The 22,549-nt window shown below is 72.9% G+C and carries 23 protein-coding genes; 14 read left to right on the top strand and 9 right to left on the bottom strand.

What is annotated here, in order from left to right; all coding sequences use genetic code 11:
• Positions 1-123: 123 nt before the first annotated feature.
• Genes AB0N17_RS21295 through AB0N17_RS21285 form a run of 3 tightly spaced genes read right to left on the bottom strand, consistent with a single transcriptional unit; the run spans position 124 to position 3,163 of the window.
• Entirely contained in the window at positions 124-1,113 is a 990-nt protein-coding gene (locus AB0N17_RS21295; protein ID WP_366012962.1) for an acyl-CoA dehydrogenase family protein, read from the bottom strand.
• On the bottom strand, positions 1,113-2,291 hold the full coding sequence (locus AB0N17_RS21290) for an acyl-CoA dehydrogenase family protein (RefSeq protein WP_366012961.1): 1,179 nt from the start codon (positions 2,289-2,291) through the stop codon (positions 1,113-1,115). The genes AB0N17_RS21295 and AB0N17_RS21290 overlap by 1 nt, the downstream gene beginning before the upstream one ends.
• Complete coding sequence (locus AB0N17_RS21285; RefSeq protein ID WP_366012960.1) at positions 2,291-3,163, bottom strand: enoyl-CoA hydratase; 873 nt, start codon at positions 3,161-3,163, stop codon at positions 2,291-2,293. Before AB0N17_RS21285 ends, AB0N17_RS21290 begins: the two co-directional genes overlap by 1 nt.
• 75 nt (positions 3,164-3,238) lie before the next feature.
• On the opposite strand from AB0N17_RS21285, the gene AB0N17_RS21280 reads away from it, so the two are divergent.
• The 4 genes from AB0N17_RS21280 (at position 3,239) to AB0N17_RS21265 (ending at position 7,101) form a co-directional block, all read left to right on the top strand.
• The gene (locus tag AB0N17_RS21280) at positions 3,239-4,405 is read left to right on the top strand and encodes an acyl-CoA dehydrogenase family protein (RefSeq protein ID WP_366012959.1); all 1,167 of its coding nucleotides are present in this window, start codon (positions 3,239-3,241) and stop codon (positions 4,403-4,405) included.
• Positions 4,406-4,482: 77 nt separating this feature from the next.
• Complete coding sequence (locus AB0N17_RS21275) at positions 4,483-5,268, top strand: SDR family oxidoreductase (protein WP_366012973.1); 786 nt, start codon at positions 4,483-4,485, stop codon at positions 5,266-5,268.
• 42 nt (positions 5,269-5,310) lie between these two features.
• Positions 5,311-5,934, top strand: a complete 624-nt coding sequence (locus AB0N17_RS21270) for a TetR/AcrR family transcriptional regulator (RefSeq protein ID WP_366012972.1) — start codon at positions 5,311-5,313, stop codon at positions 5,932-5,934.
• 9 nt (positions 5,935-5,943) lie between these two features.
• On the top strand, positions 5,944-7,101 hold the full coding sequence (locus AB0N17_RS21265) for an acetyl-CoA C-acetyltransferase (RefSeq protein ID WP_366012958.1): 1,158 nt from the start codon (positions 5,944-5,946) through the stop codon (positions 7,099-7,101).
• Positions 7,102-7,365: 264 nt separating this feature from the next.
• On the opposite strand, the gene AB0N17_RS21260 is transcribed toward AB0N17_RS21265, so the two are convergent.
• The 5 genes from AB0N17_RS21260 to AB0N17_RS21240 are packed head-to-tail and all read right to left on the bottom strand — an operon-like array spanning position 7,366 to position 11,794.
• Positions 7,366-8,301, bottom strand: coding sequence for a tyrosine-protein phosphatase (locus AB0N17_RS21260; RefSeq protein ID WP_366012957.1), 936 nt, complete (start codon positions 8,299-8,301; stop codon positions 7,366-7,368).
• A gap of 52 nt (positions 8,302-8,353) precedes the next feature.
• Positions 8,354-9,403 (bottom strand): nitronate monooxygenase, encoded by a 1,050-nt coding sequence (locus tag AB0N17_RS21255; protein ID WP_366012971.1) that lies wholly within the window; start codon positions 9,401-9,403, stop codon positions 8,354-8,356.
• 8 nt (positions 9,404-9,411) lie between these two features.
• Entirely contained in the window at positions 9,412-10,176 is a 765-nt protein-coding gene (locus AB0N17_RS21250) for a CoA-transferase (protein WP_366012956.1), read from the bottom strand.
• On the bottom strand, positions 10,173-11,042 hold the full coding sequence (locus AB0N17_RS21245; protein WP_366012955.1) for a CoA-transferase: 870 nt from the start codon (positions 11,040-11,042) through the stop codon (positions 10,173-10,175). The genes AB0N17_RS21250 and AB0N17_RS21245 overlap by 4 nt, the downstream gene beginning before the upstream one ends.
• The gene (locus AB0N17_RS21240) at positions 11,039-11,794 is read right to left on the bottom strand and encodes an enoyl-CoA hydratase family protein (protein ID WP_366012954.1); all 756 of its coding nucleotides are present in this window, start codon (positions 11,792-11,794) and stop codon (positions 11,039-11,041) included. Before AB0N17_RS21240 ends, AB0N17_RS21245 begins: the two co-directional genes overlap by 4 nt.
• A gap of 79 nt (positions 11,795-11,873) precedes the next feature.
• Here AB0N17_RS21240 and AB0N17_RS21235 point away from each other — a divergent pair, with 79 nt between their 5' ends.
• From AB0N17_RS21235 to AB0N17_RS21195, 9 genes are all read left to right on the top strand, one after another.
• Positions 11,874-12,650, top strand: coding sequence for an SDR family oxidoreductase (locus AB0N17_RS21235; protein WP_366012953.1), 777 nt, complete (start codon positions 11,874-11,876; stop codon positions 12,648-12,650).
• A gap of 130 nt (positions 12,651-12,780) precedes the next feature.
• Complete coding sequence (locus AB0N17_RS21230) at positions 12,781-13,692, top strand: SDR family oxidoreductase (RefSeq protein ID WP_366012952.1); 912 nt, start codon at positions 12,781-12,783, stop codon at positions 13,690-13,692.
• A 175-nt stretch (positions 13,693-13,867) separates the two neighbouring features.
• Positions 13,868-14,668: a 2-keto-4-pentenoate hydratase gene (locus tag AB0N17_RS21225; protein WP_366012951.1), complete on the top strand. Its 801-nt coding sequence runs from the start codon at positions 13,868-13,870 to the stop codon at positions 14,666-14,668.
• Entirely contained in the window at positions 14,665-15,579 is a 915-nt protein-coding gene (locus AB0N17_RS21220; RefSeq protein WP_366012950.1) for an acetaldehyde dehydrogenase (acetylating), read from the top strand. Before AB0N17_RS21225 ends, AB0N17_RS21220 begins: the two co-directional genes overlap by 4 nt.
• A gap of 13 nt (positions 15,580-15,592) precedes the next feature.
• Complete coding sequence (gene dmpG / locus AB0N17_RS21215) at positions 15,593-16,651, top strand: 4-hydroxy-2-oxovalerate aldolase (RefSeq protein WP_366012949.1); 1,059 nt, start codon at positions 15,593-15,595, stop codon at positions 16,649-16,651.
• A gap of 70 nt (positions 16,652-16,721) precedes the next feature.
• On the top strand, positions 16,722-17,876 hold the full coding sequence (locus AB0N17_RS21210; RefSeq protein WP_366012948.1) for a Rieske 2Fe-2S domain-containing protein: 1,155 nt from the start codon (positions 16,722-16,724) through the stop codon (positions 17,874-17,876).
• A gap of 1 nt (position 17,877) precedes the next feature.
• Entirely contained in the window at positions 17,878-18,105 is a 228-nt protein-coding gene (locus AB0N17_RS21205) for a hypothetical protein (RefSeq protein ID WP_366012947.1), read from the top strand.
• A gap of 52 nt (positions 18,106-18,157) precedes the next feature.
• The gene (locus AB0N17_RS21200) at positions 18,158-19,204 is read left to right on the top strand and encodes a ferredoxin--NADP reductase (RefSeq protein WP_366012946.1); all 1,047 of its coding nucleotides are present in this window, start codon (positions 18,158-18,160) and stop codon (positions 19,202-19,204) included.
• 34 nt (positions 19,205-19,238) lie between these two features.
• Positions 19,239-20,012, top strand: coding sequence for an SDR family oxidoreductase (locus AB0N17_RS21195; RefSeq protein WP_366012945.1), 774 nt, complete (start codon positions 19,239-19,241; stop codon positions 20,010-20,012).
• A gap of 173 nt (positions 20,013-20,185) precedes the next feature.
• Here the strand turns inward: AB0N17_RS21195 and AB0N17_RS21190 are convergent, their stop codons facing one another.
• The gene (locus AB0N17_RS21190) at positions 20,186-21,067 is read right to left on the bottom strand and encodes an IclR family transcriptional regulator (RefSeq protein WP_366012944.1); all 882 of its coding nucleotides are present in this window, start codon (positions 21,065-21,067) and stop codon (positions 20,186-20,188) included.
• A 178-nt stretch (positions 21,068-21,245) separates the two neighbouring features.
• Here AB0N17_RS21190 and hsaA point away from each other — a divergent pair, with 178 nt between their 5' ends.
• Positions 21,246-22,415 carry a 3-hydroxy-9,10-secoandrosta-1,3,5(10)-triene-9,17-dione monooxygenase oxygenase subunit gene (gene hsaA, locus AB0N17_RS21185; protein ID WP_366012943.1) on the top strand — a complete coding sequence of 390 codons (1,170 nt, stop codon included), beginning with the start codon at positions 21,246-21,248 and terminating at the stop codon, positions 22,413-22,415.
• Positions 22,416-22,549 lie beyond the last annotated feature (134 nt).

The raw sequence follows: 22,549 nt of genomic DNA, 5'->3' as shown, positions 1-22,549 counted from the left end.
GAGGACGTCGGGGTGGCGCAGCAGGGTGAGGGTCGTGTTGGTGATGGCGTTGACGGTGGTCTCGTGGCCGGCGACCAGGAGCAGCACCCGGACGGGATGTCCGGGAGAGCGAGCCGTGGGGGTTCAGGGAGCGAGGACGCGGGCGCGGCAGACCGACGGCGTGCCCCAGGAGGAGCGCAGGGCGCGGGCCTTGCGGATCCACAGGGACAGGTCCAGCTCGTCGGTGTAGCCCAGGGCGCCGTGGACCTGCAGCGCGGTGCGGGCCGCGGCACAGGCCGCCTCGCAGGCGGAGACCTTCGCCGCGGCGATCTCCCGCCCGGCGCCCGGGTCGTGCGCGGCGAGGGCCAGGGCGGCGGCGTGGACCAGCGGCCGGGCGAACTCCAGGGCGAGGAGGGTGTCGGCCAGCCGGTGCTTCACCGCCTGGAAGGAGCCGATGACCACCCCGAACTGGACGCGGTGCCGGGCGTGTTCGACGGTCCGGTCCAGGAGGGCGCGGCCCAGCCCGAGGGCCTGGGCGGCGGTGGCCAGCCGGGCGACCTCGGCGGCGTACGCGGCCGCGGCGGCCACTTCGGGCCCCTGCGCCAGGACGGTTCCGCCGGCGGGGCGGGCCAGGCGGCGGGCCGGGTCGAGCGAGTGCTGCAGGGCGCCGTGGTCCTGTGCCAGCCGTACGGTGTCGCGCTCGACGACGAACACCGCGTCGGCGGCGTCGGCGTCCAGGGCGTAGGGGCTGTCGGGGGAGAGCAGGCACAGGGAGGCGATCGTCTTGCCGGAGGCGATTCCGGGCAGCCAGACGGCGGCCGTCCTCTCGTCGCCGAGGCGGTCCAGCAGCGCGGCCGCCGCCACCGTCTCCACCAGCGGGCCCGGCACCGCGTGACGGCCCAACTCGGTGAAGGAGACGGCCAGCTCGGCCGGCAGCACGCCGAGACCCCCCTGCTCCTCGGGCACCGCGAGGCCGAAGACCCCCGCCTCCGCCAGCCGGGTCCACAGGGCGCGTCCGGGACCGTGATCGCCCTTCGCCCAGGCACGGACGGCCGCGGGGGTGCCGGCCGCCGCCAGCATGCCGTCCAGCGAGCGGGCGAACTCCCGCTGCTCGTCGTCGAGGAGGAACCGCATCACCGGCGTCCCTTCGGCAGGCCGAGCAGCCGCTCGGCGATGATGTCGCGCTGGATCTCGTTGGTGCCGGCGTAGACGGGACCGGCGAGGGAGAAGGTGTAGCCCTCGGCCCAGCCGCCGTGCGCGGGCGCCTCCCCGGCATCGTCGGCGAGTTCGCCGTACGGGCCGAGCAGGTCCAGGGCGGTCTCGTGCAGGGCGATGTCCAGCTCGGACCAGAACACCTTGTTGAGGCTCGACTCCGCGCCGATCGCTTCTCCCGCCGCCAGGCGCGAGGCGTTGGCGTAGGTGAACAGCTCGTAGGCGCGGGCGCCGATCACCGCGTCGGCGACCCGGTCGCGCAGCGCGGTGTCGGCGGGGTCCGCCGCGGAGCGCCACAGCGCGGTGAGGCGGTCGGCCGCCGCCGTGAAGCGGCCGGGGCTGCGCAGGGTGAGCCCGCGCTCGTTGCCCGCGGTGCTCATCGCGACCCGCCAGCCCTGCCCGGGCTCGCCGATGACGTCCTCGTCCGGCACGAAGACGTCGTCCAGGAACAGCTCGGCGAAGGCCGGTTTGCCGTCGAGCCGCCCGATGGGCCGTACGGTCACCCCCTCGGCGTCCAGCGGGAACATCAGGTACGTCAGCCCCCGGTGGGGCTTGCCCGCGTCCGTTCCGGCCCGGTCGCTTCGGAACAGGCCGAAGGCGCGGTCGGCGAACGCGGCCCGCGACGACCAGGTCTTCTGGCCGCTGAGCAGCCAGCCGCCGTCGGTGCGCCGGGCCGTGGAACGCAGCGAGGCGAGGTCCGAACCTGCCTCCGGTTCGGACCAGGCCTGCGCCCAGATCACCTCGCCGCTCGCCATGGACGGCAGGACGCGGGCGCGCTGCTCGGCCGTGCCGTGCTCGAACAGGGTCGGGGCCAGCAGGCTGATGCCGTTCTGGCCGACCCGGCCGGGCGCGCCGGCCGCGTAGTACTCCTCCTCGAAGACCAGCCACTGGACGATCGAGGCGCCCCGGCCGCCGAACTCCTCGGGCCAGGAGACCACCGACCAGCGGTCGGCGGACAACGTGCGCTCCCATTCCCGGTGGGCCGCGAAACCCTCCGCCGTCTCCAGCGAGGGCAGCGGGTGCGCGGGCACGTGCGCGGCCAGCCAGGCCCGGGCCTCCGCCCGGAAGGCGTCGTCCGCAGCGGTGAAGACGAGATCCATCAGGCCCCCGCCTCCGCCCCGCCGGCCGCCTTCATCGCGCGGACGTCCATACCGCCGAGCGCGTCCTTCGCGGTCTCGGCGTTGTGCGCGTGGGCGAGGTGGTGCAGCCCGAAGACCGAGTCCATGCCGGCGTGCATCCCCTGCAGGTCCTCGGCCTGGTTGACGGCACGCTTGGTCAGGGCCAGGCCCAGACGCGGCATCTCGGCGATCCGGTGCGCCAACTCCATGGTGCGAGCGGCCAGTTCGTCGCGCGGTACGACACGGTTGACCATGCCGATCTCGTACGCCCGCCGGGCGCTCATCCGCTCGCCGGTGTAGAGGAACTCCTTGGCGATCCGCGGTGGCATCACCCACGGGTGGGCGAAGTACTCGACGCCCGGGATGCCCATGCGGACCACCGGGTCGGCGAAGAACGCGTCGTCGGCGGCGACGACGAGGTCGCACACCCAGGCCAGCATCAGCCCGCCGGCGACGCAGGCCCCCTGCACCGACGCGATCGCCGGCTTGGGCAGCTCGCGCCAGCGGCGGCACATGCCCAGGTAGACCTCCGACTCGCGGGCGAAGCGGCTCTCCGCACCCTGCTTGTCGGAGTGGTCCCACCACAGTCCCGCCGTGCGGTCGAACGGCAGCTGGGCGTCCCGCTCGGGGGTGCCGATGTCGTGGCCGGCGGAGAAGTGCTCCCCCGCTCCGGCGAGGACGACGACCTTGACCTCGTCGTCGTCGGCCGCGCGGTAGAAGGCCCGGTCCAGGGCGTAGGTCATCGCGGAGTTCTGGGCGTTGCGGTAGGCGGGCCGGTCCATCGTGACCACGGCGACGGGGCCGTGGCGTTCGTAGCGGACGGGCTGCGGGGTCGCGGTGCGGGCGGCGGACATCCACCCCTCCTTTTCTAACAAGTGTTTGGTAGGTTAACGTGCGAGCCGTCAGCCGTCGAGCGTCCGGAGCCGTCCATGAGCAGCGTCGAGGAGTTCCGCACCGAGGTCCGCGCCTGGCTGCGCGCCAACCTCACCGGCGAGTTCGCCGGCCTGCGCGGACGCGGCGGCCCCGGCCGCGAACACGAGGCGTTCGCCGAACGCCTCGCCTGGGAACGGCACATGGCGGCCGCCGGCTGGACCTGCGTCGGCTGGCCGGCGGAGTACGGCGGCCGGGGCGCGACCCTCGAACAGCAGGTGGCCTTCCACGAGGAGTACGCCCTCGCGGACGCCCCCGCCCGCGTGAACCACATCGGCGAGCAGCTCCTCGGGCCCACCCTCATCGCCTTCGGCACGCCGGAGCAGCGCGCACGCTTCCTCGCGCCGATCGTCGCCGTCGAGGAGCTGTGGTGCCAGGGTTACAGCGAGCCGGACGCCGGGTCGGACCTGGCGAACGTACGGACCCGGGCCGAACGCGACGGCGCGGACTGGGTGGTGACGGGGCAGAAGACCTGGACCTCGCTCGCGCACGAGTCCGACTGGTGCTTCGTCGTCGTCCGCACCGAACCCGGCTCCGTCCGCCACGCCGGACTGTCCTACCTGCTGGTTCCGCTGGACCAGCCCGGTGTGCGGATCCGGCCCATCACCCAGCTGACCGGCACCTCCGAGTTCAACGAGGTGTTCTTCGACGGGGCCCGCACCCCGGCCCGCAACGTCGTCGGCGCCCCCGGGGAGGGCTGGAAGGTCGCCATGGCCACCCTCGGCTTCGAACGGGGCGTGTCCACGCTCGGCCAACAGGTCGGCTTCCGGCGCGAGCTGGAGGCGCTGACCGAACTCGCCCGGCGCACCGGGGCGGCCGCGGACCCGCTGATCCGCGACCGCATCGCCCGCGCCTGGACGGGCCTCGCGACCATCCGGTTCAACGCCCTGCGCATGCTGGAGGGCGTGACGGCCGGAGCGCCGGGCCCGGAGGCGTCCATCGGAAAGATCTTCTGGGCCACATGGCACCGGGAACTGGGCGAACTCGCCATGGACGTCTGCGGCGCCGCCGGCACGCTGGCCGCCGGCGCACCGTACGACCTCGACCCCTGGCAGCGGCTGTTCCTCTTCGCCCGCGCCGACACGATCTACGCCGGCTCCAACGAGATCCAGCGGAACATCATCGCCGAACGCGTCCTCGGCCTGCCCAAGGAGGCCCGCCCGTGAACCCCTCCGCCCCGAAGCCCGCAGCCCCGACCCCCTCCGCCCCGGACCTGTCCGCCCCGAACCCGTGCACGCCGGACCTGTCCGCCCCGCCCCCGTACGTCCCCGGCCACTGCCTCCTGCGCGGCCGCACCGCCGTCGTCACCGCCGCAGCCGGCGCCGGCATCGGCGGCGCCACCGCCCGCCGGCTGCTGGAGGAGGGCGCCCGCGTCGTCCTCTCCGACGCCCACGCCCGCAGACTGGAGGAGTCCGCGGCCGAACTGACCGCGGACTTCGGCGCGGACCGCGTCGCCGCGCTGCCCTGCGACGTCACCGACGAGACCCAGGTCGCCGCACTGTTCGAGTTCGCCGAGGAACGGCACGGCCGCCTCGACGTCGTCGTCAACAACGCCGGACTCGGCGGCACCGCCGACCTCGTCGAGATGACCGACGAGCAGTGGGGAAGGGTTCTCGACGTCACCTTGAACGGCACCTTCCGCTGCACCCGCGCCGCACTGCGCCGGATGAAGGCGACAGGCGGCGGGGGCGTCGTCGTCAACAACGCCTCGGTGATCGGCTGGCGGGCGCAGAAGGGCCAGGCGCACTACGCCGCCGCCAAGGCCGGCGTCATGGCGCTCACCCGCTGCGCCGCTCTCGAAGCCGCCGAGTACGGGGTACGGGTCAACGCGGTGGCGCCCAGTCTCGCCATGCACCCGCACCTGGTGAAGGTCACCACGCCGGAGCTGCTGGCGGACCTCACCTCCCGCGAGGCGTTCGGCCGCCATGCCGAGCCGTGGGAGGTGGCCAACGTGATCGTCTTCCTGGCGTCCGGCTACTCCTCGTACATGACGGGGGAGATCGTGTCCGTCAGCAGCCGGCACGCGTGAGGCGACAATGACCGCGTGCCGAAGAACAGCAGCAAGAAGACCATGGTGAGCCCGTCCCCCGAGCGGCGGGAGGAACTCCTCGCGACCGCCGCCGAGGTGTTCGCCGAACAGGGCTACAAGGCCACCACCGTCCGCAGGATCGCCGACCACGCCGGGATGCTCGCGGGCAGCCTCTACTACCACTTCGACTCCAAGGAGTCGATGCTGGAGGAGATCCTGCGGACCTTCCTCGACGAGCTGTGGGACGGCTACGACACCGTCCTGGCGTCGGGACGCGGGCCGCGCGAGACCCTGGAGGCCCTGGTCACGGAGTCGTTCCGGGAGATCGACCGGCACCGCGCGGCCGTCGCGATCTACCAGAAGGAGAGCAGGCAGCTCGTCGCCCAGGACCGGTTCGCGTTCCTCGCCGAGTCCCAGCGCCGGTTCGAGAAGGCGTGGCTGTCCACGCTGGAACGCGGGGTCGGCGAACGCGTCTTCCGCGCCGACCTCGACGTCCGGCTCACCTACCGCTTCGTGCGCGACACCGTGTGGGTCGCCGCGTCCTGGTACCAGCCGGGCGGACAGCACAGCCCCGAGGAGATCGCCCGCCAGTACCTGTCGATGGTGCTGGAGGGCATCGCCCTGCGCACCCGACACGACGTCGCAGACACCGAATCAGTCGAATGAGGAGTGGCCATGGCCGAGGCATACATCGTCGAAGCGGTCCGCACGCCCGTCGGGCGGCGCGGCGGAGGACTCGGCGCGGTCCACCCCGCCGATCTCGGCGCCCACGTGCTGGCGGCGCTGATGACGCGCGCGGGCGTCGACCCGGCCGCCGTCGAGGACGTCGTCTTCGGCTGCCTGGACACCGTCGGCCCACAGGCCGGCGACATAGCCCGCACCTGCTGGCTGGCGGCCGGACTGCCCGAGGAGGTGCCGGGCGTCACGGTGGACCGTCAGTGCGGCTCCTCGCAGCAGGCCCTGCACTTCGCCGCCCAGGGCGTCCTCTCCGGCACCCAGGACCTCGTGGTGGCGGGCGGCGTGCAGAACATGTCGCAGATCCCCATCGCCTTCGCAAGCCGCCAGGCCGCGGAGCCCCTCGGGCTGACCGAGGGCCCGTACGCCGGCTCCCGGGGCTGGCGGGCCCGGTACGGCACCCGGCCGGTCAACCAGTTCCACGGCGCCGAACTCATCGCCGAACGGTGGGACATCTCCCGCCGCGCCATGGAGGAGTTCGCGCTCCGCTCCCACCAGCGGGCGGTCCGGGCCATCGACGAGGGCCGCTTCGCGCGCGAACTCGTCCCGTACGGAGACGTGACGGCCGACGAGGGCCCGCGCCGCGACACCAGCCTGGAGAAGATGGCGAACCTCAAGCCGCTGGTCGAGGACGGCCGGCTGACCGCCGCCGTCTCCTCCCAGGTCTCCGACGGCGCCTCCGCGATGCTGCTGGCGAGCGAACGGGCCGTGCGGGAGCACGGTCTGACGCCCCGGGCCCGCATCCACCACCTGTCGGTGCGCGCGGAGGACCCGGTCCGGATGCTGTCCGCGCCGATCCCCGCCACGGCGTACGCGCTGAAGAAGGCCCGGATGACGCTCGACGACATCGACCTGGTCGAGATCAACGAGGCGTTCGCGTCCGTCGTGCTGGCCTGGCTGAAGGAGACCGGCGCCGACCCGGACAAGGTCAACGTCAACGGCGGCGCCATCGCCCTCGGACACCCCCTGGGCGCCACCGGCACCAAGCTCATGACCACGCTGCTGCACGAACTGGAACGCACCGGCGGCCGCTACGGCCTGCAGACGATGTGCGAGGGCGGCGGCCAGGCCAACGTCACCATCGTCGAACGACTCTGAACCGCGCCGCCCGCCCGCGGACGGCCCGCCGGACCGGCCACGGGCGGGCGGTCGTCCACGCCTCGGGGCGACACCAGCACCGGGCCCTCGCTCCCGCGGAACACATGGGCCGTCCGGGCTCCACGATCCCGCCGCCGGGCACCTCGCCGTCGAACCACCGGTCCACGCAGGTCCAGTGGTAGGGATGGCCCAGATGCTCCCCGGTCAGGCCCGTGACGTCCGCGAACTCCTGCTCCCACAAGGTGATCAGGCCGGGGTGATTCCTCACTTCAGCAGATGGGCGCGGAGCTTCGCCAGGGTCGGGGCGTCCAGGCCGAGGCCCCGCGTCAGATAGCCGTACAGGCCGCCGTAGTCGCGTTCGGCCTGGTCCAGGGCTGCCGCGAGGTAGTCGCCGCGGACTTCCTGGAGCGGGACGAGCAGGTCCGGGTCCTGCATCAGGCCGGCCTGGCGCAGTCCCTCGCGGGTCTTGCGGTCGGCCTCGGCACGGAAGGAGTTGGAGAGCAGGTAGTCCCGCTCCGCGGTCCGGGACGGGACGCCGAGGGCGCGCAGCAGCAGATAACTCATCCAGCCGGTGCGGTCCTTGCCGGAGGTGCAGTGGTACAGCAGCGGGGACCGCTCGTGGTCCGCGATGTCCCGCAACGTGGCGGCGAATTGACGGCGGTCGTCCGCGTCGGTGACGAAGGTGCGGTAGACGGCGCGCATCAGCCGCTCCGCCTTCCCGTCGCCCAGCACCTCCCGCTGCCTGACCGGGTCCCGGGAGCCGATGACCCCCAGGACGGTGGCGGACAGGCCGAGGTCGTCCACGGGCCGGGAGACCGCGGTGAGGCCGTCCGGCAGGCGGTCGGCGCCGTCGCGGCCGACCTCGTCCGCAAGACGGAAGTCCACGACGGTGCGCAGGTGCAGCGCGGACAGTTCCGCGACGTCCGCGTCGGTCAGCTTCCCTAGGGCGTCGGCGCGGAAGACCCGGCCGTAGCGCACCTCGCGGCCCGTGCCGGTGCGGTAGCCACCGAGGTCGCGGACGTTGACCGCCCCGTCGAGCACGACGGGGCGTACGCCCGCCTCGCCGGTGGCACGAGGGGCGCCGGCGGTGGCCGCGGGCGGTGCCGGGGAAGCACCGGCCGCGACATGAGCGGGGACACAGCCGAGGGCCACGGCGGAGACCACCGCTGCGGTCGTCCGGCGGAAACGCGTAGCACGCATGAGATCGACTCCAAGGGTGGGGAGGTTCCCTGAGGGAGCGGGGTGCGGCCCGTCAGCCCGCGTGGGGCAGGGCGCGGAGAGTGGCCTGTGCCTCGGCCATGATCCGGTCGACGAGGTCGGCGCAGCTGGGCAGGTCGCCGATGAGCCCGGCGACCTGACCGGACGCCATCACGCCGAGATCGGTACGGCCCTCGACCATCGAGGCCTTCAGCAGCATGGGCGTGTTGGCGGCCAGCAGCACCTGACTCCAGGACAGGTCCCTGCCGTGCTTCATCGCCAGGCCGTCGCGCACCATCCGCGCCCAGCTCATACCGGTGTGCTTCTTGAAGGCCGTGGCGTGGCGGACCGCCCGCAGCAGCGCGGCGGCCCGGCCCGAACGCTCCAGCGCGTCCACCAGTTCGGTGCGCAGCATCCGGTGCGGCAGACCGTCCACCTTGGTGGTGACGGTGACGTCCCTGACGGTCGCGGCCAGGTACTCGGCCTTGACCGCGTCCGGGACGGTGCTGTCGGCGGTGAGGAGGAACCGGGTGCCCATGGCGATCCCGGCGGCGCCGTAGGCGAGCGCGGCGACCAGGCCGCGGCCGTCGTGGAAGCCGCCGGCCGCGATCACCGGGATGTCCACCGCGCCGACCACCTGGGGGAGCAGGACGCTGGTGGCGACGTTCCCGGTGTGGCCGCCGCCCTCCCCGCCCTGCACCAGGACCGCGTCGGCGCCCCACGCGGCGACCTTCACGGCGTGCCGCTCGGCACCGACGGACGGGATGACGACCACCCCGGCGTCCTTCAGCCGCGCGATCAGGTCCCGGGACGGCGCGAGCGCGAACGAGGCGACCTTCACTCCCTCCTCGACGATGATGCGGACCCGTTCGGCCGCGTCCCCGGCATCCGCCCGCAGATTGACGCCGAAGGGCGCGTCCGTACGGGACTTGACCTCGCGGACGGCGGCGCGGAGCCCGTCGGTGGTCATGGTGGCGGAGGCGAGGATGCCCAGGGCCCCGGCTCCGGCGGCGGCGGAGACCAGGCGGGGCCCGGCGACCCACCCCATGCCGGTCTGCACGACGGGGTGCCGCACGCCGACGAGCTTCGTCAGCGGGGTGTCGATCGTGAAGCTCATGCGGGCACCTCGCGCTCGCGCAGCCGCTTCGGGTCGAGGACCTCCCGGATCAGCCGCAGCTCCTCGGCGGTGGGCTCGCGCGTGCGGGGCACCTCGTCGGGGATCGTCAGCGTGAAGCCGGTGGCTTCTACGACCTGCTCGACCGTGACGCCCGGGTGGACCGAGCGCAGGCGCATCGTGCGGTCCGGGGTGTCGAAGTCGAAGACGCCGAGGTCGCTGACGACGTCAGCGATGCGGTGGTGACGGGTCGCGGACGGGCCGGCCGCGGCGGCACGGTCGTAGCCGACACCGCAGACCATGTCGACCCGCTCGACGAACACCCGAGGGGAGTGCCGGGGGACCCAGTAACTCGTCGGATTGTTCAGGGTGTTGACCGGAGCGCCGCGCACGCCGAGCAGTTGCCGGGTGGGCCTGGACCAGTCGCCGATGCAGGAGATGTTCTGGTTGCCGTACCGGTCGAGCTGGCTCGCGCCCATCATCACGTGCCGCCGCCCGGTGGCGACCAGCGCCAGGTGCCCGCGGTACGGCAGCCAGCCCTCGACCGTCCCGGCCCCGGCGCCGAGGGCCGGTACGTCGCCGGCGATCAGCGCCTCGCCGTCGGTGAGCAGCAGCTCGGGGGAGAAGGTGAGCTTCGCCAGCCGGGCCCCGATCGCTGGAACCGTCCCCATGGGGCCGGCCAGCACCTCGCCCGCGCCCCGCCACGCCTCGGCGCAGGCCACCACGCAGTACTCGGCCCGCGTCGTCGTCGTACCCCTGCTCATGCCGCTGCCTCCTCCTCGTGGAAGGCCGCCACCGCGGCCTGGTACGCCTCCTCGTCGCCGGACAGGAACCGCCCGGCGAAGGCCTGCCAGGCGTCGGGGTCGCGGGCGGCCCGGACGTAGGCGCGCTGGAACGCCTCGTCGCGGTCGTAGTCCGGTGCGCAGGAGGTGAAGTGCGCGCCGTTCGGCGTTTCCACCACACCCTCGACGAACGCCCGCTTGACCAGCAGGGTCTGCGGTCCGGCGTCCTTGAGCAGGTCGGCCGTGTCCACGATCCGCTCGCAGGAGACGAACGCTGCGTCGGCGGCCTCGCAGAACAGGTCGTCGAAGTACGGGTCCGGGCCGAGGTACTGGCCGTTGCCGTACGCGTCGGCCCGGTTGAGGTGGACGAGCGCGGCGTCCAGGCGCAGCGCGGGGACGGCGACCAGTTCCTCGCCGTCCTCGTACGGGGAAGTGACGGTCCGCAGCCCGGGGTTGACCCGCATCACGTCGGAGCCGAGGCCGGCCCGGACCGGCAGGAACGGCAGGCGCTGGGCGGCGGCGGTCAGCCCCCACATGAACATCGCCTCGTCCAGCTCCACCATCTCGAACGCACCGCGCTGCCGGGCCGCGGTGAAGTGGGGCTCCAGCGGGACGGAGTCGAGGGTGGCGAAGGCCGCCACCAGCTTGCGGATCTTCCCGGCGGCGGCGAGCAGACCGACGTCCGGGCCGCCGTAGGACACGACGGTCAGATCGGTGACGTCGGAGCGCAGCAGCGCCCGCACCAGCGCCATCGGCTTGCGGCGTGAACCCCAGCCGCCGATGCCGATCGTCATGCCGCTGCGCAGGCGGCCGACGACCTGCCCGGCGGTCATCGTCTTGTTCCTCAACGCCCTTCCTCCTTGGCCGATACGAACGCGTCACGGTGTCTGTCGGCGATGCCGCTGAGGTTCGCCTCGAAGGTGAAGCCCTGCTCGAAGCGGTAGCTGCGGCGGACGTCGACCGGGTCGATGCCGTTGATCGCCGCCTTGGCGAGGCGGATCAGCGAGCCGTCCTTGGCGGCGATCTCCCGGGCCAACTCCAGCGCCGAGGAGCTGAGTTGCTCGCGGGGAACCACCCGCCACACCGAGCCGTGCCGGAGCAGCTCCGCGGCGGTGACGGTGCGCGAGGTGTAGTACAGGGCCCGCATCAGGTGCTGCGGCACCAGCCGGGCGAGGTGGGTGGCCGCGCCCAGGGCGCCGCGGTCCAGCTCGGGCAGGCCGAAGGTCGCGTCCTCGCTCGCCACGATCGCGTCGGCGTTCCCCACCAGGCCGATACCGCCCCCCAGGCAGAAGCCGTGCACGGCGGCGACCACCGGGACCTCGCAGTCGTACACCGCGGAGAACGCCTCGAAGCAGCCGCGGTTGGCACCGATGAGGGCATCGTGCCCGGCCGTGCGCTGCATCTCCTTGATGTCGACGCCGGCGTTGAAGCCCCGGCCCGCGGCGGTGAGGACGACGCAGCGCGCCATCGGGTCGGCCCCGGCGGCGCGCACGGCGGCGGCCAGGTCGTACCAGCCCTGCACGGGAAGGGCGTTGACCGGAGGGAAGTCCACGGTGACGACGGCGACGCCCTCTTCCGGGACGGAGGTGGAGACACCCATGAGCAGATCAGCTACCTTTCCACCAAACGTTTGTTAGGTCGCAAGGTAGCAGCGGTCCGCTCGCTGCGGGAGGTGTCCATTGGCAGCGATCATCGATCTGTCCGGTTCCGTGGCCGTCGTCACCGGTGGAACGCGAGGCGTCGGCGCGGGAATCACCCGGGCCCTGCTCGCCGCGGGCGCGGAGGTCGTGGCCTGCGCGCGGCGCCCTCCGGACAAGCCCGTCGAGGCGGCCGGGCGCACGGCCCGCTTCCTCCCCGCCGACCTGCGCGACCCGGCCGCGGTCGACGCCCTGTTCGAGCGGGTCCGCGACGACCACGGCCGGCTGGACACGCTGGTCAACAACGCCGGGGGCACCCCGTTCCGGCTGCTCGGCGAGGGCGGGGCCGAACGGCACGCCCGGATCGTCGAACTGAACCTCCTCACGCCCCTGAACGCCTCCCTCGCCGCCTACGAGGTGATGCGCCGGCAGGACGGCGGCGGATCGATCGTGATGATCGGCAGCGTCAGCGGGACCCGCCCCTCACCGGGCACCGCGGCCTACGGGGCGGCCAAGGCGGGCCTGGACAACCTCGCCCGCTCCATGGCCGTGGAATGGGCGCCGGCCGTACGCGTGAACACCGTGACCCTCGGCATGGTCCGCACCGAACTGTCCCGGCTGCACTACGGCGACGAGGCCGGTGTCGCCGCCGTCGGCCGCACCGTGCCGCTCGGCCGGCTCGCCGAACCCTCCGACGTCGGCGACGCCTGCGTCTTCCTCGCCTCCGACCGCGCCGCGTACATCAGCGGCGCCAGCCTGCTCGTCCACGGCGCGGGAGAGCGCCCCGCCTTCCTCGACGCCGCAACCGTCAACAGGTGACCGCCTCCGCGGGGATGCGGCTCGGCCGGTCCCCGGGGGCCGGCCGCTCCCTCACCTCCTGCACCTCCTTCACCTCCTTGATTGATCTCATTCCGTCATCGCGTTCCTCGTCGAAAGGATCCAGAGAGCCATGACCACGGGAATCTGCACGGGACGCGTCGCCGTCGTCACCGGCGCGGGCCGCGGACTCGGCCGCGCGCACGCCCTCGCCCTCGCCGCCGAGGGCGCCAAGGTCGTCGTCAACGACCTCGGCGTCGGCCTCGACGGCACGGGCGGCGCCTCGGGGCCGGCCCGGCAGGTCGTCGACGAGATCCGGGCGCGCGGCGGCGAGGCGGTCGGCCACGGCGGTGACATCGCCACCCCCGATGGCGCCGCCTCGCTCATCGCCACCGCCCTGGAGACGTTCGGCCGCCTCGACACCCTGGTCAACAACGCCGGGTTCCTGCGCGACCGCATGCTCGTCAACCTCGACGAGGACGACTGGGACGCCGTCCTGCGCGTCCACCTCAAGGGCCACTTCCTGCCGCTCAGGCACGCCTGCGCGCACTGGCGCGCCGAGGCCAGGGCCGGCCGCACGCCCGAGGCCCGCGTCATCAACACGACCTCCGGCGCCGGACTGCTGGGCAGCGTCGGTCAGGGCAACTACGCCGCCGCCAAGGCCGGCATCGTCGCCCTGACCCTCGTGGCCGCCGCCGAGACGAGCCGCTACGGCGTTCAGGTCAACGCCATCGCCCCGGCCGCCCGCACCCGGATGACCGAGCGGACCTTCGCCGACACCATGGCGGCTCCCGAGGACGGCTTCGACACCATGGCCCCGGAGAACGTCTCCCCCCTCGTCGTCTGGCTGGGCTCCGCCGCCAGCGCCGGGGTGACGGGACGTGTCTTCGAGACCGAGGGCGGCCGGATCACCGTCATGGAGGGCTGGCGACCGGGCCCGACCGCCGACAAGGGCGCCCGCTGGACGCCGGCCGAGGCGGGCGAGGCGACGCTGAAGCTGCTTGCGGAGGCGGAGGTGCCGCAGGCGGTGTACGGGGCGCGGTAGGGAACCCGGACAGCAGCCCCCGTACGCCAAGCGAACGGCCCCGGAAGCCAAGGCCTCCGGGGCCGTTCGCCGTCCTCGCGCAGCACCTTTCCCGGTCAGCGGGAATTCGCGCTCCCCGCCCCCGGCCTCCCCCGCCTAGCCTCCCGGGACAGCCCAACGCCCCGCAGAGGACCCCATGCTCACGGACTTGCAGAGGCAGAACGCGGCTCGGATCCTGCACCGCGCCGAGCACGGCCGTACCCCGGTCGAACCGCTGACCGAGACCTTCCCGCGGATCGACACCGAGGACGCCTACGAGATCCAGCTGGTCAACATCCGGCACCGGCTCGCCGCCGGGGCCGAGGTGCGCGGTCACAAGGTCGGCCTGTCCTCCCCGGTCATGCAGCGGATGATGGGCGTGGACGAGCCGGACTACGGTCACCTGCTCGACGACATGGAACTGAGCCCCGCTCGGCCCGTGCCCGTCACCCGCTACTGCTCCCCGCGCGTCGAGGTCGAGGTCGGCTTCGTCCTCGGCGACGACCTGCCGGGCGCGGACTGCACGCCGGCGGACGTCCTGGCCGCCACCGAACGCGTCGTACCCGCCATCGAGTTGATCGACAGCAGGATCCGCGACTGGCGGATCTCCATCGCCGACACCATCGCCGACAACGCCTCCTCCGCCGGATACGTCATCGGCGAGGGCCGTGACCCGCGCGGGCTGGACCTGACGGCGATCGGCGCGCGGCTGACCGGCGGCGGTGAGCTGCTGGCCGAGGGCCGCAGCGACGCCGTACTCGGTGACCCGGCGCGCTCCGTCGCCTGGCTCGCCCGGACCGTGGCCCGCTTCGGGGTGCCCCTGAAGAGGGGCCATCTGGTGCTGCCCGGCTCCTGCACCCGGGCCGTCGACGTGGCGGCGGGAGCGACCTTCACCGCCGAGTTCACCGAACTGGGCTCGGTCTCCCTCTCGTTCAGCCGAGGTGATTCAAGGAAATGACGCCCACCAAGACCAAGGCGAGCGCCGCGATCGTCGGTTCCGGCAACATCGGCACCGATCTGCTGTACAAGCTGCAGCGCTCCGAACTCGTCGAGCCACGCTGGATGATCGGCGTCGACCCCGCCAGCGAAGGCCTCGCCCGCGCCCGCCGGGCCGGTCTGGAGACGGGCCACGAAGGCGTCGACCGGCTGCTCGCCCGATCCGAACTCCCCGACATCGTCTTCGAGGCCACCTCCGCCCACGTCCACCGGACCAACGCCCCGCGCTACGCCGAACTCGGCATCAAGGCGGTCGACCTGACCCCGGCGGCCGTCGGCCCCGCCGTCGTGCCGCCCGCGAACCTCCGTGAGCACCTCGACAAGCCCAACGTCAACATGATCACCTGCGGCGGGCAGGCCACCATCCCCATGGTGTACGCGGTCTCCCGTGTCGTCCCGGTGGCCTACGCGGAGATCGTCGCCTCGGTGGCCTCCGTCTCCGCCGGCCCCGGAACCCGGGCCAACATCGACGAGTTCACCCGCACCACCTCCCGCGGCATCGAGACCATCGGCGGTGTCGAACGCGGCAAGGCGATCATCATCCTCAACCCCGCCGAGCCGCCGGTCATCATGCGCGACACCGTCTTCTGCGCGATCCCCGAGGACGCCGACCGTGCCGCGATCACCCAGTCCGTCAAGGAGATCGCCGAGCAGGTCGCCGCCTACGTGCCCGGCTACCGGCTGCGCAGTGAACCGCAGTACGACGACCCGCGCCCCGAGAACGGCGGCATGGCGCGCGTCGCGATCTTCCTGGAGGTCGAGGGGGCGGGCGACTACCTGCCGCCGTACGCCGGAAACCTCGACATCATGACCGCCGCCGCCACCAAGGCCGGTGAGGAGTTCGCCAAGGCGCTCCTCGCCCCGGGCACCTGAGGAGCCCCGTCACATGCCCCACGCCGCACACGCCGCACACGCCGCACATGCCGCATATTCGGACACTCTCGACATCCGCGTCACCGACTCCTCGCTGCGCGACGGCTCGCACGCCACCCGGCACCAGTTCACGGCCGAGGACGTACGGTCCGTCGTCGCGGCCCTGGACGACGCCGGCGTGCCGGTGATCGAGGTGACGCACGGCGACGGACTCGGCGGCTCGTCCTTCACCTACGGTTTCTCCAAGACCCCCGAGCAGGAACTGATCAAGGCCGCGGTGGAGACCGCGCGGCAGGCGAAGATCGCCTTCCTGATGCTCCCCGGGCTGGGCGTGAAGGACGACATCCGGGCCGCCCACGGCAACGGCGCGCGCGTGTGCCGCATCGCCACGCACTGCACCGAGGCCGACATCGCCAACCAGCACTTCGGGCTCGCCCGCGACATGGGCCTGGAGACCGTGGGCTTCCTGATGATGGCGCACTCGACGACACCCGGTGAACTCGCCCGGCAGGGCCGCATCATGGCCGACGCGGGCTGCCAGTGCGTGTACGTGGTCGACTCGGCCGGGGCCATGGTCATGGACGACGTCACCGCCCGGGTCGAGGCCCTGGTCACCGAACTGGCGGGCGACGCCCAGGTCGGCTTCCACGGGCACGAGAACCTGGCCCTCGGCACGGGCAATTCGATCGCCGCGGTCAGGGCCGGTGCCCTGCAGATCGACGGCTCCACCCGCCGCCTCGGCGCGGGCGCCGGCAACACCGCCGTCGAGGCGCTGGTCGCCGTCTGCGCCAAGATGGGCATCCGCACCGGCATCGACGTTCTGAAGATCATCGACGCGGCGGAGGACGTGGTCCGCCCGGTGATGGACGACGAGTGCCGCCTCGACCGGCTCGCCCTGCTGATGGGCCACGCCGGGGTCTACTCCAGCTTCCTCAAGCACGCCTACCGGCAGGCCGAGCGCTACGGCGTCTCCGGTGCCGAGATCCTCCTGCGCGCCGGCGAGCGCCGCCTGGTCGGCGGCCAGGAGGACCAGCTCATCGACATCGCCGTGGAACTCGCCGCCCACCGGTGAACCCACCCCCGCTCCGAGCCGTATCCCAGAGCCGCACCCCACCCAGAGCCGCACTGCACAGGAGGAACGGATGACCGCACTCGACGAAGACGTCCGGGTCATCGACGCGGGCAAGCCGCCGGCGCGCTTCGCCCGGGGCTGGCACTGCCTGGGCCTCGCCGACAGCTTCAAGGACGGAAAGCCGCACGAGATCGAGGCGTTCGGCACCAAGCTGGTGGTCTTCCAGGGCCAGGAGGACGGCGAACTGCACGTCCTGAACGCCTACTGCCCGCACATGGGAGGCAACCTCGCCCAGGGCAGCGTCAAGGGTGACGCCGTCGCCTGCCCGTTCCACGACTGGCGCTGGTCGGGCGACGGCCGCTGCGCCGGCATCCCGTACGCGCGCCGCGTGCCGCCCCGCGCCCGCACCCGCGCGTGGACCACCTGCGAGGAGAACAAGCAGCTGTTCGTCTGGCACGACCCGCAGGGCAACCCCCCGCCGCCCGAGGCGGCCGTCCCGCGGATCGAGGCCGCCTTCAGCGACGAGTGGAGCGACTGGACCTGGAAGACCCTGCGGGTCGACGGCTCCAACTGCCGGGAGATCGTCGACAACGTCGTGGACATGGCGCACTTCTACTACGTCCACTACGCCTTCCCGACCTACTTCAAGAACGTCTTCGAGGGCCACATCGCCACCCAGTACATGGAGAGCAGTCCGCGGCAGGACGTGAACCTGGGCACCCTCAGCTCCCCGCTGCGCTCCGACGCCTCGTACTACGGCCCCTCGTACATGATCGACTACCTGTTCTCGCCCGCGGCCGAGGGCGTCGAGATGGAGATGGTGCTGATCAACTGCCACTATCCGATCGACGAGAACAGCTTCCTGCTCCAGTACGGGGCGATCGTCAAGAAGCTGCCGGGAATGTCGGACGAGGAGGCCGCGGAGGCGGCCCGGCTCACCGCCGCGGGCCTGGAGACCGGTTTCGAGCAGGACGTGGAGATCTGGAAGAACAAGACCCGGATCGACAACCCGCTGCTCACCGAGGAGGACGGCCCGGTCTACCAGCTGCGCCGCTGGTACGAGCAGTTCTACGTGGACGTCGAGGACGTCAAGGACGAGATGACGCGGCGCTTCGAGTTCGAGCTCGACACCAGCCGGGCCAACGACTCCTGGAAAGCGGAGGTCGCGCGGAACCTCGCCCGTCTCGACGCGGAGCGGACAGCGGCGACCGGGACCGGAGCCTGACATGCGGCCGGTGGAGTGCGCGGCCTGCGGCAACCAGGTCCTGTGCGAGAAGTTCAGCCCGGCCCACACCTCCGTGCAGTGGACCGCGGAAGCGGCGGTCGTCTGCGCGGAGTTCCGCGGCCGGGTGACCGAGGGCGGGAGCACCGCCCGCATCCGCACCTGCCGGGGTCTGCGCGACAGCATCGACCGCGCGGTCGAGGACGGCATCCTGGAGGTCGCCGATGCCTGAGCCGATGCCCGGGGCGATGCCTGAGCCGATGCCCGGACCGGAGTCCGGGGCGATGCCTGAGCCGGCCGCCGGGCCGCGTACCCGCCGGCTGCGCGTCACCGAGGTGATCGCCGAGACGGCCGACGCGCACTCCCTGGTTCTCCAGGCGCCACCGCGGAGCGCGGACCGCTTCGCCTACCGCCCCGGGCAGTTCCTCACCCTGAAGCTGCCCGGGGCGGACGGAGGGGCGGTCGCCCGCTGTTACTCCCTCGCCAGCTCACCGCACACCGGCGAGCCGATGAAGGTGACGGTCAAGCGGGTGGCCGGCGGGTACGGCTCCAACTGGGTGTGCGACCACCTGACGGCGGGGGACGAGCTGGAGGTACTGCCGCCGGCCGGCACCTTCACCCCGGAGTCCCTCGACGGTGACCTGCTGCTCGTCGCCGGGGGGAGCGGCATCACCCCGGTGCTCTCGATCGCCAAGTCGGTCCTGGTCGCGGGGCGGGGCCGGCTCGCACTCCTCTACGCCAACCGCGACGAGTCCTCGGTCATCTTCCGCGACGAACTGCGGGAGCTGGCCGACGACTTCCCCGGCCGGCTGGTGGTGATCCACTGGCTGGAATCGCTCCAGGGGCTGCCCGCCGCGGACCGGCTGACCCCCGCGCTCGCACCGTACGCCGGCCGTGAGGCCTTCGTCTGCGGCCCCGAGCCGATGACGGACGCGGTCGAGCGGGCGCTGCGCGCGCTCGGCGCACCGGCAGACCGGATGCACCGCGAGCGCTTCTTCTCCCTCGGCACCGACGTCTTCGACGCGCCGTCCGTGCCCGGGACCGCGGACACGGGCGGCGGCAGCACGGCGCGGGTGGAACTCGACGGCGAGACCCACACGGTCGACTGGCCTTCGCGGACCCCGCTGCTCGACGTCCTCCTGGCCGCGGGAGTGGACGCCCCGTACTCCTGCCGGGAGGGCGCCTGCAGCGCCTGCACCTGCCGGGTCGTGACGGGCGAGGTGAAGATGCTGCGCAACGACGTCCTGGACGACCGGGACACCGCCGAGGGCTACGTCCTGGCCTGCCAGGCCGTGCCCCTCACCGACCGGGTCGAGATCACCTACACCTGAGCCGGAAAGAAGCCGCGAGAAGAAGGAACCGACCATGTCGCGTACTTACCTGATCACCGGAGCGGCGTCCGGCATCGGCCGGGCCACCGCGGACCTCCTGCGCTCGCAGGGTCACGTCGGCATCGGGGCAGACCGCAAGGACGGCGACATCCGTGCCGACCTGGGCACCGCCGAAGGCAGGTCCGAACTCGTCAACTGCGCACGGCAGTTGTGCGACGGCCGGCTCGACGCCGTCGTCGCCTGCGCGGGTGTCGCGCACGCCGACCCGTCGACCATCAGGGTCAATCACTTCGGCGCCGTGGCCACGCTCGAGGGCCTGCGTCCGCTGCTGGCCTCCGGTACCGACCCGAGAGCCTTGGTCATCGGCTCGATCGACGCCGTGCACCCGGCCGACTCCGCGATCGTGGACGCAGCGCTCGCCGGCGACGAGGAGGCGGCGGTGGCCGCGTCCCGGCTGGCCGTCGACCGTGGCGAAGGGCACCTCGTGTACTCCTCCTCCAAGGCGGCGATCTCGCGCTGGATCCGTCGCACGGCGGTCACCGACGACTGGGCCGGTGCCGGGATCCCGCTCAACGCGGTCGGCCCCGGCGTGATCCTCACACCCATGACCCGGCCCCTGCTGGACGATCCCGAGATGCGCCGGCTCGTCGAGCGGAGCGTGCCGATGCCCCTGCACGGCCACGCCCGCCCCGAGCGGATCGCCCCGCTGATCGCGTGGCTGACCTCGCCCGAGAACACCCACGTGACCGGCCAGGTCGTCTTCGCCGACGGCGGCGCGGACGCCGTCCTGCGCGGCGACCGCTTCTGACGAACCGGCACACCGGGCGGAGCGCACCGATGCGCCCGCCCGTAGTGACGCGTCCGCACCCGCCGACCCGCCGACCCGCCGACCCGCCGACCCGCCGACCCGCAGGCTCGCAGGCTCGAACGGCCGACCGTGTTCCGGCTCTCTGGCCTCCCGGCTCTACGGCGTCCCGGCCCTCACATCCACTGGCTGAAGCGCAGCCAGGACACCATGTCGTCCATCACCGTCTGCGGAACACGGTGCGCGGGCGGCGCCTCGTCGGCCGGCTGCTGGCGCGCGGGCCTGTGCGTGTGCCGCCCGGGCCCGAACATGGACTGCCACACCGACCGTGCGCAGCCGAGCACGGCAGGGGCGATCCGCTCCAGCTCCCGGTGGGCGCCGTTGCCGCACACCGAGAGGGAGGCGACGGCCCGGCCCGCACCGCGCAGCGGAGCGGCCACGCAGGAGACGCCCCGGTACCCCTCCTCGTGGTCGAAGGCGACGCCGCGCTCCCGCACCATCGCCAACTCGTGCCGGAACGACTCGGGATGGGTGATGGTGCGCGGCGTACGCGGCCTGAGCCCGTGCCGGATCACCTGTTCCACCAGCGCACCGTCGCTGAAGGCCAGGATCGCCTTGCCCGCCGCCGTGCAGTGCGCCGGCTGCCGCCCGCCCACCCGCGACGGCACACCGGAGTCGTCCGACCCGCCGATCCGCTCCAGGTAGACCACCTCGGCGCCGTCGAGCACCGTCAGGTGCACCAGGTGCCCGGTGGACTCGTGCAGCGCGTGCAGATGCGGCAACGCCGCCCGCCGCAGCCGGTTGTGATGCGCGGCCAGCGCCCCCAGCTCCAGCATCCCCATGCCCAGCCGGTAGTCGCGGCCCTCCCGCTCCAGCCAGCGCAGCTGCACCAGCTGGTCCAGGATGCGGTGCGCGGAGGACCGGGCGATACCGGAGCGTTCCACGACCTCGGTCAGGGTGAGCCGGGGCTGCGCGCTCTGGAACGCGACCAGCACCTTCGCCGCCTTCTCCAGCAGCGACAACGGCGGATACCCGGACTCGACAGCATGCGTCGTCACGGCGCCTCACCTCCTGCTCGGACAGCCGACGAGCCCCGGGCCGCGGCCGTACAACCGGTGTTGCGGGGAGGTTGCCAGCGGATCCCATCTGCTGGGAAGAGGTATTCCTTTTCGAAACAGTAACGCGTAGGTTCCGTTGCGTCACCCAGGACGACCCGAGCACCTGAGAGGGATGCGCATGCGTGACGACGACGTGCTCGCAGCGGTCCGCGAACTGGCCCTCGCCCTGCGCGAGCGTGCTGCCGAGACCGAGGCGCTGCGCCGACTGCCCGACGCCACCGTGAAGGAGCTGGACGAGACCGGCTTCTTCCAGTTGCTGCAGCCGAGGGCCTTCGGCGGCAGGGCGGCCGATCCGGCCGTCTTCTACGCGGCCGTCGAGGAGATCGCCGGGGCGTGCGGCTCCACCGGCTGGGTCGCCGCGGTGAGGGGCGTCCACCCGTGGCACGTGGCCCTGTTCGACCCGCGGGCCCAGCAGGAGGTGTGGGGCCTCGACCCCAGGACCCGTATCGCCTCCTCGTACGCCCCGACCGGCGAGGTGACCGCGGCCGACGGCGGCTTCCGGCTCTCCGGCCGCTGGCACTTCTCCTCCGGCTGCGACCACGCCCGATGGGCCCTGCTCGGCGGCCTCGTCACCGACGGCGAGGGCCGGCCCGTGGACCTGCGGACCTTTCTGCTTCCCCGCACCGACTACCGCGTCGACGACGTCTGGGACACGGTCGGTCTGCGCGGCACCGGCAGCAACGACGTCGTCGTCGAGGACGCCTTCGTCCCCGGCTACCGCACCCTCGGCTACGGCCCCATGTCCGCCCTGGCGTGCCCGGGCCACGAGGTCAACGCCGAGCCGCTGTACCGGTTGCCGTACGGCGCGGTGTTCACCACCGCCATCTCGACCGCGATGATCGGCGTCGCCGAAGGCGCGTACGCGTCCTGCGTCGAGACCACCCGGCGGCGGTCGGGCGTCTCCTACGGGCAGAAGGCCGCCGAGGATCCCTTCGCGCAGGTGCGCATCGCGCGTGCCGCGAGTGACATCGACGCGAGCCGGCTGCAGCTGACCCGCAACATCGCGGACCTGTTCGCGGTCGCCCGGCTCGGCGAGGAGATCCCCATGTCGCTGCGCACCCGTACCCGCCGGGACCAGGTGCTCGCCGGCGAGCGCGCGATCGGCGCCGTGGACCGGTTGACGGAGAACGCCGGCGGCACCCCCGTGCGCGGGGACGGCAGCGTTCTGCAACGCGCCTGGCGGGACGTGCACGCCGCCCGCGGCCAGGCGGCCAACGACGTCGAGCGGGCCCTCGTCCTCTTCGGCAAGGACGCGCTCGGCATCGACGTCCAGGACCCCATGCTGTGACCGTCCGGGGTGTGTCCGCGCCGCGCACACCCCCTGAGCGCCACCGGCGGCCACCCGTCGTCGAGCGCACGGACGCCGTCGGGCGCATGCACACCGTCGGGCGCATGCACACCGTCGGGCGCACGCGGACCGTC

The organism is Streptomyces sp. NPDC051133 (genome assembly GCF_040682635.1).
GTDB lineage: Bacteria > Actinomycetota > Actinomycetes > Streptomycetales > Streptomycetaceae > Streptomyces.
The sequence above is the reverse complement of the archived record's forward strand: the minus strand, read 5'-3'. Positions and strand labels throughout refer to the sequence as shown.

What these genes read in the sequence shown, in the direction of transcription:
- AB0N17_RS21295 (WP_366012962.1), bottom strand. Translation starts at nt 1,113, where the DNA reads ATGCGGTTCCTCCTCGACGACGAGCAGCGGGAGTTCGCCCGCTCGCTG.
- AB0N17_RS21290 (WP_366012961.1), bottom strand. Translation starts at nt 2,291, where the DNA reads ATGGATCTCGTCTTCACCGCTGCGGACGACGCCTTCCGGGCGGAGGCC.
- AB0N17_RS21285 (WP_366012960.1), bottom strand. Translation starts at nt 3,163, where the DNA reads ATGTCCGCCGCCCGCACCGCGACCCCGCAGCCCGTCCGCTACGAACGC.
- AB0N17_RS21280 (WP_366012959.1), top strand. Translation starts at nt 3,239, where the DNA reads ATGAGCAGCGTCGAGGAGTTCCGCACCGAGGTCCGCGCCTGGCTGCGC.
- AB0N17_RS21270 (WP_366012972.1), top strand. Translation starts at nt 5,311, where the DNA reads ATGGTGAGCCCGTCCCCCGAGCGGCGGGAGGAACTCCTCGCGACCGCC.
- AB0N17_RS21265 (WP_366012958.1), top strand. Translation starts at nt 5,944, where the DNA reads ATGGCCGAGGCATACATCGTCGAAGCGGTCCGCACGCCCGTCGGGCGG.
- AB0N17_RS21260 (WP_366012957.1), bottom strand. Translation starts at nt 8,301, where the DNA reads ATGCGTGCTACGCGTTTCCGCCGGACGACCGCAGCGGTGGTCTCCGCC.
- AB0N17_RS21250 (WP_366012956.1), bottom strand. Translation starts at nt 10,176, where the DNA reads ATGAGCAGGGGTACGACGACGACGCGGGCCGAGTACTGCGTGGTGGCC.
- AB0N17_RS21240 (WP_366012954.1), bottom strand. Translation starts at nt 11,794, where the DNA reads ATGGGTGTCTCCACCTCCGTCCCGGAAGAGGGCGTCGCCGTCGTCACC.
- AB0N17_RS21230 (WP_366012952.1), top strand. Translation starts at nt 12,781, where the DNA reads ATGACCACGGGAATCTGCACGGGACGCGTCGCCGTCGTCACCGGCGCG.
- AB0N17_RS21225 (WP_366012951.1), top strand. Translation starts at nt 13,868, where the DNA reads ATGCTCACGGACTTGCAGAGGCAGAACGCGGCTCGGATCCTGCACCGC.
- AB0N17_RS21220 (WP_366012950.1), top strand. Translation starts at nt 14,665, where the DNA reads ATGACGCCCACCAAGACCAAGGCGAGCGCCGCGATCGTCGGTTCCGGC.
- dmpG (WP_366012949.1), top strand. Translation starts at nt 15,593, where the DNA reads ATGCCCCACGCCGCACACGCCGCACACGCCGCACATGCCGCATATTCG.
- AB0N17_RS21210 (WP_366012948.1), top strand. Translation starts at nt 16,722, where the DNA reads ATGACCGCACTCGACGAAGACGTCCGGGTCATCGACGCGGGCAAGCCG.
- AB0N17_RS21205 (WP_366012947.1), top strand. Translation starts at nt 17,878, where the DNA reads ATGCGGCCGGTGGAGTGCGCGGCCTGCGGCAACCAGGTCCTGTGCGAG.
- AB0N17_RS21200 (WP_366012946.1), top strand. Translation starts at nt 18,158, where the DNA reads ATGCCTGAGCCGGCCGCCGGGCCGCGTACCCGCCGGCTGCGCGTCACC.
- AB0N17_RS21195 (WP_366012945.1), top strand. Translation starts at nt 19,239, where the DNA reads ATGTCGCGTACTTACCTGATCACCGGAGCGGCGTCCGGCATCGGCCGG.
- hsaA (WP_366012943.1), top strand. Translation starts at nt 21,246, where the DNA reads ATGCGTGACGACGACGTGCTCGCAGCGGTCCGCGAACTGGCCCTCGCC.